The following is a 13,245-nucleotide window of genomic DNA, read 5'->3' on the forward strand; positions in this document are numbered from 1 at the left end:
TCTATCGCTAGTTTAAATTAACGATAAAAATTTCAGATATTTTTTTTATCTTTTTATAATTTTATCTCTTTATAATCAAATATATTTTTACGAAAATGAGTAGAATATGAATAAATTTAATTTATTACCTTTTTGTCTTATTTCAACATTATTCATAAGCAGTTGTGCTACAACAACATTGCTGAATAAGAGTGAAAAAACCTATACTAAAAATGTTAAAACACTTTTAGTGCAAGACAATGTGCTTGCTTTTGGGAAACCATTACAAAGCCTTTCTGATTTATCTCAAGATAGCTTAGTCATTGCGGGTCAAAAAAATAGTTATGTTCTTACGAGTGGTGGCGATAAATTTGTTAAAGTCGTTACAGCACTGGATCCAAAATTTATACAAATTGAAAAAGAATTAACGTTTTATTCTGCGGATAATGATGGAAAATTCACAGGTGTTCTACCTTTGGAATACGTTAAACTTTCAGAAGATGTGAGCAAAAAAGATCGTGAATTTTTTATTGAAAATGGTGCTAAAGAATGTACAAGCTCTAGTGATCAACGATTAAACTCTCAGCGTTTTTGTTTTACGATTCCATTGAAAGGTTTAGTCTATCCGATCGTCACGAATCGCAATACTCTTAAGCCATTAAGTAAACCATATACCGTCAGTATTTACACAACTCGAGAAGAAAAATCTACACCACAAAGGCAACCTGAAAAGCTATTCCTCTTCCCTTTTGCGGTTGCTTTTGATGTTGTTACTTTACCTTTCCAAGCAATCAGTAAGATCTTCGAATAGTAGTACATCCGCTTTTATAAAAGCTCCTATCATAAAAAGCCCAATGGTTATCATCTAACACGGGCTTTAACGATTGAAGCCATAAAAATTAATGATCGAAAATCTAATTAATGAAAGTAAAGTATATTTTCTAGCTTTAATAGACAAATTTAATTTCTCTATCCACTAGAATCAGGATCTCTTGGCATTTCATGAAAGGTACACTATAAGATTTCTACTTATATTTACTGCCAAATGAATCATTGAACGATTACCAATGTTTTTAGTAATATTTTTAATAACTTGCTACATTTAGACCATCGAGAAAATTATCTAAAATTAAATTGGAGAGGTCAAAGGCTTTAGATAAATCTCGCCAAAGACATTCTATATCAACGCGATAAAGAGTAACGTCAATAAATAATCTTAAATTTTGTTTAAAATAAATATTAAAATCTTTGCAAATAGCGTCTTGCTTTTTCCAATGTTGATTTATCAGTATTAAATACTTCTTCCACTCAACTTAGATGGACCAACTTATCATCTCCCGATCATGTCTCCACCGTTAATCCTGCAGCTTTCCATTCTGGGTAACCATCTTCTAAACGTCTTACCTTAAATCCTTTTTCCCGTAAAAATCGGATAGCTTCAACAGATAAAATACAATACGCCCCTCGGCAATAAGCGATAATTTCATGATGCTTTGGTAATTGAGATAATTTTGTTTGTAAATCTTTGAGTGGGATATTTAATGCTTTGGGTAAATGGCCAATACTAAATTCATGCTCAGGGCGAACATCTAATAAGGTGACATCATCATCTTGTAAACGTGATAACAATGCCTGTCTAGAAATCGGCTCTAAAGTATCTTGTGCATTAAAATAATCGTTCATTATTTTTTGAATCTCTGCCCAATTATTCTCACCAACGATACCCAATGCCCGTAATAAAGTGACTACTTCATCCTGATTAGTCATGCTATATAAAATATATTTCCCTTTTCGCTCAGTCTGAACCAATTTAGCCCGACGTAGAATTTGTAAATGACGTGAAGTATTTGCAACAGATAAACCTGTTAAGATTGTTAATTCCTCAACTGAATGTTGCCCTTGTGCAAGATACTCCAAAATTTCGAGCCTATTTGCATGACCAATCGCTTGAGCAATTTCAGCGAGATGCTCATTAATTTGCTGTTTAACAGAACAACTATTCATGCTTTCTCACCTTTTTTAATCTCAAATTGTGTTATCTCAACATATTCTATCATTATCTTGATTGATTGAATCAAGTATTGACAAGTAATACACAACACCCGATTATTATATCATTCTCGATATTGATTGAATATTATTTTTTAATATTCAAAATCTGATTCCAAATCATGAGTTTTTTATGTCCAATCGAATTATGTATCGGCAAGTTTACTTACTTGCAGGCTCACAAGCTTTATTCCAAACTATTTCAGTGATGGTTATGACGATTGGAGGACTAGCTGGATCTTTACTTGCTAAACAACCTCAATATGCAACGCTACCTATCGCAACGATGTTTTTAGGTACAGCCGTTACAATGTTTCCTGCCTCAATGTTAATGAGCAAATATGGTCGACGATTAGGGTTCATGTACGGTGCATTTCTTGGTGTCATTGGTGGTTCAATTGCTTCTTTCAGTTTATATTCTCACTCTTTATTTCTATTCGCTTTAGGAACTTTTTTTATTGGTGGTTTTCAATCATTTGCTCAATTTTATCGTTTTGCAGCCAGTGAGGTTGCTAATGATCAATTCCGCCCAAAAGCGATTTCATGGGTCATGGCTGGTGGTATTGTTGCCGCACTTTTAGGACCTACGTTAGCACGTTTAGGTGGAAATTTATTTCAACTTGAATATCTTGGCACACCATTATGACTCAACCTGCTTATTTTGTTGCACTTACCGTAGCAGCAACTGGTTATGGCATTATGATTTTAGGCATGACCGCCACACCAATTGCAATGAAACACTCACATTATGGATTAAACTCAATTGCAACAGTCATTCAATTGCATGTATTAGGAATGTTTCTACCATCATTTTTTACGGGCTCATTAATTGCTCGTTTTGGTCAATTTAAAATTATGTTAGCGGGAATAACCTGCTTTTTTGGCTATATTATTATTGGGTTGTCTAATAATATCTACGCATTTTCTACAGCACTCATTTTACTTGGTATTGGATGGAATTTTCTCTTTATTACTGGTACCGCATTATTAACAACAACTTACAATAATTCTGAAAAATCCAAAGCACAAGCAATTAACGATATGTCTATTTTTGCTATTGGTCTTATTTGTTCATTTAGTGCTGCAGGATTGCTCAATTATTTGGGTTGGAAAAATATGAACCTATTATTAATCATTTGGTTAGTCGCTTTGACAAGCTTATTGGTTTGGTTTAATTTTAAAAAAAATAATAAACCTAGAGTAAATTATTGATCATGCCAATATATTGATCCTTCATTCAACCTAGAAGCACAAGACTTTCTCTTCTGATAATTCAGTAAAGAAAGTCATTTTCTTAGCAACAACCCATACTGTAAAAAATGGACAATACCAATTTTACGAAACAATAAACTTTTAGCTCAGTTATCCATCTACCACCAGAGTCAGCAATACAATCACCATTGTCATAATATTTAGACTTACAATCTAAATTGACCCAATAATGTGTCATTGGAGATGGTTGCCTAAAATAGATTTAAACTCGTATAGGCGTTAAGGCACTGATGACAAATAATTCCATTCGATACTCCCCTACAAATAACCAATAAAGATATTTGTGGACACGCATTGTATGTAAAAATATAGTTGAAGAATATAAGTCGTAATCTGTTATAGTTAGCCCATAAGTAAGTGGGCTTTCTTATACCACCTACTCCAATCTAGAGAAAACGGGTACTCAAACGTATAATTCTCTAGTTTAAAAAATATTTAATCTGATATATCAATAGGCTACAATGAAAATTGTCATTCTTAACAAACCTTATGACGTCCTTTCCCAATTTCGTCCAGATGAAAAGCATAAAACTATGGCTGATTTCATTGATGACCCAGATTTACGAATTGCTGGTCGATTGGATATGGATTCAGAAGGCTTAATGTTTTTGACGGATCATGGTGGTTTAAATCAATATATTACACATCCTGAAAATAAGAAATTTAAAACTTATTTAGCTCAAGTTGATGGAGATATCACAGAAGAAGCTTTAGAACAACTTCGCAAAGGTATTGAATTAAATGATGGTATAACCTTACCAGCGAAAGTTATTAAAGTTTCAGAACCAGAATGGTTATGGGAACGCATTCCACCTGTGCGTTACCGTGCAACAGTCCCAACAACATGGATCGAAATTTCTATTTGTGAAGGACGTAATCGTCAAGTCCGCCGTATGACCGCAACTGTTGGTTTTCCTACTTTACGCCTCATTCGTACGCGTATAGGTTCTATTGATCTGGTTCAACTTGCACTACAACCAGGAGAAACCAAAGTCATTGAACCTTTGTTATATCCAGACTTTAAAGACCTACCGCCTGATCAACCCTACCGCTCACGCTCTTATATCAAAAAGCCAGGCGGAACAGGTGGTAAACCTATCCATAAAAAAGTAGATAAAGATGGAAAGCCAAAGAAAAAATCAGGAACACCACGTATCTGGCAAATGGATGATGCAGACAAGCCCCGTCGGAAAACAAATGGAACAACACGTCCAAATAGTAAAAGTCGTGGTCGACGTCCAAGGTAAGTCACTTAAGTCAATAAAAAGGATGCTTAGGCATCTTTTTTATTACATAATTCATATGAATTTCACATTTAATTTTGTTTTAATTTTAACCATAATGAAGGGATTATTTAATATCGTATAGGAAAATTATGAAAAAAATTATTTTGGGTGCAATTACATCAGGATTAACAACGCTCAGCTTTGCACAAAATCCATTAAGTGTTCACGTTCTAAATTTAGAAACAGGCTTACCTTCTCAAAATATTGCTGTTGTTTTAGAAGCACAACAAGGCAGTCAATGGGTTAAACTGAATGAATTAAAAACGGACGTCGATGGTCGGATTAGCGATTTATACCCTAAAGATACTAGCTTACAAAAAGGCGTATATAAAGTGACTTTTAAGACTGGTGAATGGTTTAAAACCCAAAATACACGTTCGTTTTTCCCTGAAGTTCCTGTTGTTTTTATTATTGATGGCAGCGTAGACCACTACCATATCCCTCTTTTATTAAGCCCATATGGTTATTCAACTTATCGTGGAAGCTAATTATTTATCTTTGTTTATGTTCGGATGCATTATTTGCACCCATTTTTATTTCTATTCGATTAGATAATACATTTCAACAAAATTTAAGCGTTCAAAATAAATTTTCATCCCACACTCATTACCCTCAATATAACGCTCTTTGCAATCTGTCATAAAATTACCCATCACATCAACTGATGGGTTTTAAATATTCATTAAGATTTAAGAAAGATGAGCTGGAAATGTCATCACTTTTTCTATTTGTATCTGCTCAGTTGCAATCATGAGCAAACGATCTATACCCAGTGCAATACCAGAACAATCTGGCATTTTAGGTAAGGCCGTTAATAAATATTCATCAACTGGCATAATATGCAAAGCTAACTTTTCCCGCTCGGCATTATCTGCCTCAAAACGTGATCTTAAAACCTCTGCATCAATTAACTCATCATAGGCATTTGCCAGTTCTAAGCCCTCAATATAAAGCTCAAAACGTGCTGCAACAAGTTCACCATCTTCATCCATTTTTGTTTTCGCTAACGATGCTAGCTCAGGCGGAAAATCAGTTAAAAATACGGGGGTATCAAAGCCTAAACTTGGTTCAACAAAATGAGAAAATAATAAATCGATATATCCTAATCGATCATTTCCTAAATCTAAGTTTAAGCCAACACGCTGACAACATGCTTTTAATTCTGTTAACGTTGCTTGTAATGGATTTAATTCTAAACGATCAATAAAAGCATGTTTATAACTTAAAATGGTTGGTCTGATTTCACCAAATCTATGTTTGAGTGTCACATTCAACAAATCTGTCACTTCAAACATCAACGCTTTTAGGTTCATGTGTGGACGATACCATTCCAACATAGTAAATTCACTATTATGTTTACGTCCATGCTCATCATCACGAAATACTTTACAAATTTGATAAATTGCACCACTGCCACTTGCCAATAAACGCTTCATCGCAAATTCTGGAGAAGTTTGTAAATAATGCGTTTGTTTCTGACCATTGACATGTCGTTGTGCTTGTATGGATGCCAAGTGAATATCAGTCACACCTGCTTGTGATAAAATTGGTGTTTCAACTTCAAGGACATCTCGTTCGTTAAAAAATTGACGAATTTGAGCATACATTTTGGCACGTGCACGCATTGCCGCTAAATCACATGTTGGTTCAAATTGAATATTAGATAAACTCATGCTTTTGGTCCTCCATGTGCAGCCCATTCACGACGTAAAGGATAGTTTTTTCTCAAAGCATCAAAAGCTTGCTGATCTACTTTACCTTGCTCTAAGCAAGCTCTTAGATTTTCATCATCTCGTTGAATATCATAAATTTTAAATAAATACTGCTGAAGTACTTGCTTCAACTCTGTATTTTTAAAAAATTGCGCACAAGGTGCTAACTGTGTTTCAAATTGTTTATTAATCGTATAATTAAACCTTTGGCAAAAAGCCTCATAAATCATTTGTGTACCACGAGCCTTTCCTTCCAAACTATAACCTGCAATATGAGGTGTAACTAGCCGAATTAAACTCAATAATTCTTCTGAAATTTCAGGTTCATGTTCAAATACATCTAATACCACTGCACGAGATGTACAGCGAACATCTTCAATCAATGCCTTTTCTGATACCACAGGACCTCGTGCAGAATTAATTAAAATTGTACTGGGTTTCATTTGCGCTAAGGCAGCTGTATCAATTAAATGATAAGTTGGGTGTTCGCCAACCTGAGTTAAAGGAACATGAATTGAAATTGCATCTGAATTTTGCAGTAGATATTCTAAATCTACTTGTTTGACATGGTCTCTTTGAACAAATGGATCATAAGCAATCACATTCCAATTCAATAGTTTCGCCATACTTGCTAAACGTGAACCGACATTCCCTAATCCAATAATACCTAAAGTAAATTTTTCTTCTATCTCTAATAAATCTTCGCGTAAAGAGAATAATGCTGTAATAACATATTCTGCTACAGCCTGAGCATTACAACCTGCGGCATTTGCCCAAACAATATTTTGTTGTTCGATTGCTTTAATATCTAAATGATCTGTTCCAATTGTTGCACTGCCAATAAATTTTAATTCTGTATTTTTAATAAGTTGATGATCAACTTGAGTCACGGAACGAATTAATAATGCATCTGCATTTTTAACGTCATGCTGAGTTAAAGTACGTCCTGCATGATGGCTAATTTCACCAAATTCAGAAAAAAAATACTCTGTGAATGCCAAATTTTCATCCGCAACGATATTCATAATACAATCCATTCAAATCTTGCCTTATGATAACGCTACAAACCTTAAATATAAATTATGCATTCAGTTTTATAGCCTTTTATTTTAAATCATGAATGCTTACCTTGTTTAAAATATAAGTTGAATTATTCTATTATTTTTTTAAATTTCAAATTTGTAGGAATCATATTTTTTTCTCCTTCAAACCCAATGATTCCACTAACAGTAGCATATGGCTCGACTTTACCTAATAACTCATAACCGACTAAACCTGCATTATATTCATTTCCATATTGATCAATCAGTACAATTTGCTCCATCTGTAAAGTGAAAGGTTTGTGACCATTATTCTTCAGTACGATAAGAAAATAATATGCACCATCTTTTAGCTGATTTGTTTCATAAGCAATAATTTGCACCTCATTATTGATTAATTGATTACTAACTTGAAATTGTCCATTCACTTGTATTCCATTACTGCTTTCATGAATTGAACGATCAATGTCATCATCTTTTAAATTATATTGTGCAGTATTTTTAGCACTTTCATGATCATAACAAGCAGAAAATATTAAAACTGATAGACTAGCAACTAATTTTAGTTTCATTGCTAAAACCATTATTATTCTTTAAACATGCTTCAGTTTTACTCAAATTCGCCTCATTTTAATTTTAATTTTGTATCATTTTATTAACCAAAATAACAAATAAGTCACACATCCATACATTTTTTGATTTTTTATTTTATTTTTAATCGAAATATGTGATGATGTATATTTTTTATAAAGCTATTTTTTCAAATATAATTATTTAAAATACAATCATCTGCTTCCAATGCATTCTTATTTTATTCATAAACTTTAATTTAAAATATTGTCTTCACTTTTCACTAAATTAAAGAATCAATTTGTCTAAAGGTTAAATTGATACGTGCAGTCGAAATTTTAGTACTTAACGGCAGCCGATGTAGCCAATGTGTTTGTGTTTCATCTTTCATGACTAATAATCCTCCATGGCGTAAAATAAGCTCTACTTTTTCTTGACCATCTTTTTTATGCTTAAAACAAAATCTTCTTTCTGCCCCTAAACTTAAAGATGCTATTGCGCCATGTTTTTTTAAATCAACCTCACCATCACTATGCCACGCCATTCCTTCATTTCCATCATGATATAAATTAAGTAAACATGAATTAAATATTTCACCCGTCATTTCTTCTACTTTCTTTTTCAGCTCAATGAGTTCTGCTGTCCACGTGAGTGCCTGCTTGGTTGTATTAGAGTAAGTATACCTATATGCATGATCGCCATACCAAGCGACTTTACGCTTAGTTCTAATATGTTTTCCATAAATAATCGCTTCATCCTGTTTCCACTCAACTTCACGAAACAAAATTTTAAAATAGAAGTCTGCCTGTTCTTTGGTCAAGATTTGCCCAAAATATATTACAGTTCCATCATAAGGTAGTAAATTTCGATGCAAATTTTCACTTTCAAATAGATCCATTTTTCCAAATCCGATATTGTCGTTTCATACAGTGTCCACATGGGCGGTAGCCATGATCTAATGCATCTTGTTCATTTTGGAAAAACACACGGTTTTTTCGTTGCATTCGTTTTCCAGAACGGCAAGATAATTGACCGTAAATTTTTAAATGGCTATTTCCTGCCAGAATTACTTTTTGATGCTTCAGTAATACATATAACTCATCATCAGATAATATTTGGTGATCAATCATGCTTCAATTTTCTGCATCATGAAAAATAATACCCAGTGTATAACGTTCACCTGCATGTAATGGGCTTACCCCATGCTTCATACTACTACGGTAATAACCCCGTGCTCCCATTTCAGCTTTAAAACGTGTCGCAAAAATGAGAACATCCCCTTTTTGAGGTTGTAACACAGTTGCTTTAGATTGAGCACGTGGTATTTGTTGTACCAAAACAAACTCTCCACCTTGATAATCCACATGAGCTTGATTGAGAAAAATGACCATTTGCATTGGAAAATAGACATCACCATATAAATCTTGATGGAGTGTATTAAAGCCACTTTGCTGGTATTGCAAAATTAAAGGCGTCGCCTTGCATTGTCCTTGAGCATGACATTGACTTAAAAATTCTTGTAAAGAATTCGGGAATGTTCTATTTAAATTCAATCGATTAAACCAAGAGTTAGCAATTGGGACTAAATACGGATAAACAAGCTGGCGTAATTGCTGTATCACATGTGGTAAAGGATAATCATAATATTTATATTCACCCAAACCAAAATTATAACGCTGCATATTAACTGTTTTACGGTATAAAGAATTTCTTTCATAATCATGCGTTAGTTCATTACACTGTTCCTCTGTTAATACATGTTCAAGCACTGTAAAACCGTGATGATCAAGTTGAAAACTGATTTCATTCCAATTTAATGAGCTAAGTTTTTCATCAAGAAGAGTGTGTAAATTATTGGTGTGCATATCTATTTCCACCTTCCCAACCAATAATTGCTGTTTTTCGTTCCGCTCCCCACATATATCCACCAAAATGTCCAGAAGACTGAATAACACGATGACATGGAATTAAAAATGCGACTGGATTACGTCCTATTGCTGTACCTACTGCACGTGATGCTTGATCATTCCCAATATGATGCGCAATGGCGCCATAAGTGGTCAGTTGCCCCATTGGAATTTTTAACAAACTTTCCCAAACTTTCAGCTGAAATTCTGTGCCTTTTAAATGCAATTTAACTTCATCTAAATTCTGTACGTCAGACTGAAATATTTTTAAGGATTTTTCTTGTAAGTCATCATATTTTTCTATGAATGTTGCTTTTGGAAATTGTATATAAAGCTGTGAAAATGCTAACTCATCATCTTCAATAAAAGCGATATAACATACTCCTTTTGTGGTCGTTGCAATAATCACCCTTCCAAACACGGTGTTAAAAAAACCGTAATTTATTTGTAATGCTTTGCCCCCATTTTTATATTCTGCTGGCGTCATCCCTTCTATTTTTACAAATAAATCATGCAACCGACTTGTACTAGAAAGCCCAGTTTCATATGTGGCATCAAAAATACTATTTTCTTTCGAATTTTTTAAAATATTTTTTGCATGTTCAATACTGATATATTGCAAGAATTTTTTCGGACTAACACCAGCCCATTCAGTAAAAAGACGTTGAAAATGAGCTTCACTTAAATGAATATGTTCTGCAATTTCAGAGAGATTGGGTTGCTGTTTAAAATTATCATTTATATATTCAATTGCTTTTGCAATACGTGCATAATTTGTTTCTTCAACCATTGGAGACATTCACTTTTACGACTGCTGAGCAACAACAGTAACAAATCGTGTGATCAATAAAAATCTGATTCTTGCGTATTGTATTAAAATATAAAATTCAACACACGCACTTTATCTATTTTTATCAGTTATAAAATCAATAAAGTGAGGTCATTATTTATTATAGCCTCAAGAGTAAAAACAAGAAAAATAAAAACTATACTCAAAAACTAAAAATATAAGACAAATAAAAAAATGATTTAGACATTTATATTTTTATCATGATTAAAATACTGAATAAAATTGAAATCATGAATCATTTATATATAATTTACACTCTCTTTACTTTGGTCAGTAAAGAGAGTCGTCTTTAATTTAACTTATTTATACGGTTTTTGATTTAAAAATCAAAAGACGTTTGCAAGTAGAATGTACGAGGTTGACCTACATATTTTCCACCCGTTGAGTCAGTTGAACGTGTGAAGTATTGTTTATCTAAGAGATTTTTAATTCCACCTGCTATTTTCAAGCCCTTCACATGTGAATTAAAATCATATGCAACTCGAACCGCATAAGTTGAATAACCTGGCATATCTCCATATTTACCATCAGGTGTTCCAATCGTTTGATATACATCACTATTTGGAATATTTGGTGAACGCTGTTTAGACTGTGCAAACATATCTGCGTTTAATGTCCAGTTCTCAATGGTATATCCTACGCCAACATTGGCAACGTGACGTGAATAAAATGGTAAATCCATATCTTTAAACTTACCTGCTTTGGCTACAGCCTTAGTAAAAGTATAATTACCATAAGCCTTTAATCCTTCTAATGCATCTAGAAGTTGACCAAAGTCATAATTCAGTCCTGTTTCAATTCCTTTATGGCTTGTTGCACCTAAATCTGTCCAAATTCCATTATTACTAGCATCGCGAATTAATGATAATTCTTTATCAAAATCTAAATAAAAGACAGTAAATTCTGCATTTAAACCATGTCCTAAATATTTTGTGCCAATTTCATAGTTTTTCGATTTTTCAGGATGTAAACCATCTGTAGTTGCTGTAGCAATAACACCTTCTAAACGTGCCAATTGACTATATTGCTGTGGTCCAAATGAAACACCAGCATTTGCAAAAAGATTCCACTGATCATTTACAGAATACATCACCGATAAGCTCGGTAAATACTCACTAGAATCAATTTTTGGATGAACGGTATTGGTCAAACCAGTTTTAGAATCATAACCTGTAAATTGATTATGCGTTGAAATTGATTCAAATCTTACCCCAGGTGTAACTGTCCAACGACCTAGCTCAATACGGTTGTCAATATAAACCGCATGTGCCTTCGTACCACCCTCACTGCTACTACGTGGAGAAAATGGTAGTGCAGGATCATTTGCACCATAATTGTCAGTACGTCCTGCAACTTCCGAGCTATTTTCTTTTAAAAAGCGATATCCAACTGTCACTTCACTTTGAATATCATTAAACTCGTAAGCACGAGAATAACGCGGCTCAATAGCATATACCTTATAGCTACGTGGTGCAGAATCTAAACGTTTTTTCCCAGAAGCCAAAACTGTTTCAAGATTACTGGTGCGGAATGAATCAATATAATACCCGAGTAATTCAAAATTATTTTCATCATCTTTATGGTTATAACGGAATGAAACATCTGTACGTCGCCCAGAAAAATAATCTTTTTCATGTGTAGACTGAAATGGATTTTGGGCATATTGAGCTTCTGTCAAACCTTCTGGCATGTCGCCACGACCATCATAATGATGTAAATTTAATGAAACTTCATCTTGATCTGTAAGGCTATATTTAGACTTTAACATCACATCATCAATATTAACTTTATTGTTGTGTTCTCTAAAGCCATTCCCTTTTGTACCAGAATATAATAATGCTAAGCCTAAACCATTCTCTAAAGTACCACCAAGAAATAAGTTTGGACTATATTTTAATTGATCTGAATGTGTTGCAAATTCTGTAGTTACACCAATAGAGCCACTAAATTCTTGTGGAATTGCACGTGTACTAAAGTTAATAATTCCACCAACGTTTTGCGGCCCAAATCTAACTGCGCCTGCTCCACGCACAACATCAATCGATTCAATATTTCCAATTGAAACAGGTGCAAGGGAAAGTTGAGGTTGACCATATGGTGCAAACGAAAGTGGAATACCGTCTAATAACACCGTCGAACGTGGTGAAAGACGTGATGCTAATCCACGTACACCAATATTCAAAGAAACATCGCTTCCGCCAGTTCCATTACTTTCTTGCGCTTGAACACCTGGGACTTGTTTTAATGCTTCACGGATAGATGTTACAGCTGTCTCATTTAATCTTTTACGATCAATAATTGTACGGGCACCAGCATAATTATGAACTTTTTCAGCATCTGCTTCTTCCAACCAATTCCCTTGAGCTTGTAGCGTAATCGTTGGTAATTTATTTGTTTCTTGTTCAGACTCAGCGGCATAGGTCATCGTCGTAAAAGAAGAAAATGACAATAAAATTGCATAACTAAGCGGAGAAAGTTTTAACTGTTGGGACTGTTTTGGGAGAAATGAAGACATGCGATCCATGCTTAATGATAAACGAAATGAGAATGTAATTTAATTAATAAAATAAAAAATATCAA

Annotated in this window: 12 protein-coding genes and 1 pseudogene; 4 read left to right on the forward strand and 9 right to left on the reverse strand. The window is 33.8% G+C overall.

Going from position 1 to position 13,245, the window contains the following annotated elements; translation table 11 throughout:
• The first annotated feature begins 106 nt into the window (after positions 1–106).
• Positions 107–790, forward strand: a complete 684-nt coding sequence (locus B9T31_RS02765; protein ID WP_086180447.1) for a hypothetical protein — start codon at positions 107–109, stop codon at positions 788–790.
• 530 nt (positions 791–1,320) lie between these two features.
• Here the strand turns inward: B9T31_RS02765 and B9T31_RS02770 are convergent.
• The gene (locus tag B9T31_RS02770; protein WP_086180448.1) at positions 1,321–1,983 is read right to left on the reverse strand and encodes an ArsR/SmtB family transcription factor; all 663 of its coding nucleotides are present in this window, start codon (positions 1,981–1,983) and stop codon (positions 1,321–1,323) included.
• Between the two features lie 178 nt (positions 1,984–2,161).
• Here B9T31_RS02770 and B9T31_RS02775 point away from each other — a divergent pair.
• The 3 genes and pseudogenes from B9T31_RS02775 to uraH all read left to right on the forward strand — a co-directional run bounded on the left by B9T31_RS02775 (position 2,162) and on the right by uraH (position 5,074).
• Positions 2,162–3,240: pseudogene (locus tag B9T31_RS02775) on the forward strand (MFS transporter).
• A gap of 521 nt (positions 3,241–3,761) precedes the next feature.
• Positions 3,762–4,547: an rRNA large subunit pseudouridine synthase E gene (locus B9T31_RS02780; protein ID WP_086180449.1), complete on the forward strand. Its 786-nt coding sequence runs from the start codon at positions 3,762–3,764 to the stop codon at positions 4,545–4,547.
• Positions 4,548–4,675: 128 nt separating this feature from the next.
• A complete protein-coding gene (uraH, locus tag B9T31_RS02785; RefSeq protein ID WP_086180450.1) occupies positions 4,676–5,074 on the forward strand; it encodes a hydroxyisourate hydrolase in 399 nt (132 codons plus the stop codon).
• A gap of 201 nt (positions 5,075–5,275) precedes the next feature.
• Here the strand turns inward: uraH and epmA are convergent, their stop codons facing one another.
• From epmA to B9T31_RS02825, 8 genes are all read right to left on the reverse strand, one after another.
• A complete protein-coding gene (epmA, locus tag B9T31_RS02790) occupies positions 5,276–6,259 on the reverse strand; it encodes an EF-P lysine aminoacylase EpmA (protein ID WP_086180451.1) in 984 nt (327 codons plus the stop codon).
• On the reverse strand, positions 6,256–7,323 hold the full coding sequence (locus B9T31_RS02795; protein ID WP_086180452.1) for a 4-phosphoerythronate dehydrogenase: 1,068 nt from the start codon (positions 7,321–7,323) through the stop codon (positions 6,256–6,258). Before B9T31_RS02795 ends, epmA begins: the two co-directional genes overlap by 4 nt.
• 125 nt (positions 7,324–7,448) lie before the next feature.
• Complete coding sequence (locus tag B9T31_RS02800; protein WP_139840895.1) at positions 7,449–7,910, reverse strand: DUF4352 domain-containing protein; 462 nt, start codon at positions 7,908–7,910, stop codon at positions 7,449–7,451.
• Positions 7,911–8,191: 281 nt separating this feature from the next.
• Positions 8,192–8,806 carry an alpha-ketoglutarate-dependent dioxygenase AlkB family protein gene (locus tag B9T31_RS02805; protein WP_086180454.1) on the reverse strand — a complete coding sequence of 205 codons (615 nt, stop codon included), beginning with the start codon at positions 8,804–8,806 and terminating at the stop codon, positions 8,192–8,194.
• Positions 8,793–9,038 carry an Ada metal-binding domain-containing protein gene (locus B9T31_RS02810; protein ID WP_086180455.1) on the reverse strand — a complete coding sequence of 82 codons (246 nt, stop codon included), beginning with the start codon at positions 9,036–9,038 and terminating at the stop codon, positions 8,793–8,795. The genes B9T31_RS02805 and B9T31_RS02810 overlap by 14 nt, the downstream gene beginning before the upstream one ends.
• A 3-nt stretch (positions 9,039–9,041) precedes the next feature.
• Positions 9,042–9,773, reverse strand: a complete 732-nt coding sequence (locus B9T31_RS02815) for a 2OG-Fe(II) oxygenase (protein WP_086180456.1) — start codon at positions 9,771–9,773, stop codon at positions 9,042–9,044.
• Positions 9,760–10,605 carry a methylated-DNA--[protein]-cysteine S-methyltransferase gene (locus tag B9T31_RS02820; protein WP_086180457.1) on the reverse strand — a complete coding sequence of 282 codons (846 nt, stop codon included), beginning with the start codon at positions 10,603–10,605 and terminating at the stop codon, positions 9,760–9,762. The genes B9T31_RS02815 and B9T31_RS02820 overlap by 14 nt, the downstream gene beginning before the upstream one ends.
• A 379-nt stretch (positions 10,606–10,984) precedes the next feature.
• On the reverse strand, positions 10,985–13,189 hold the full coding sequence (locus tag B9T31_RS02825; protein WP_086180458.1) for a TonB-dependent receptor family protein: 2,205 nt from the start codon (positions 13,187–13,189) through the stop codon (positions 10,985–10,987).
• Between the last annotated feature and the right edge of the window lie 56 nt (positions 13,190–13,245).

This window comes from Acinetobacter sp. ANC 4558 (genome assembly GCF_002135375.1).
GTDB lineage: Bacteria > Pseudomonadota > Gammaproteobacteria > Pseudomonadales > Moraxellaceae > Acinetobacter.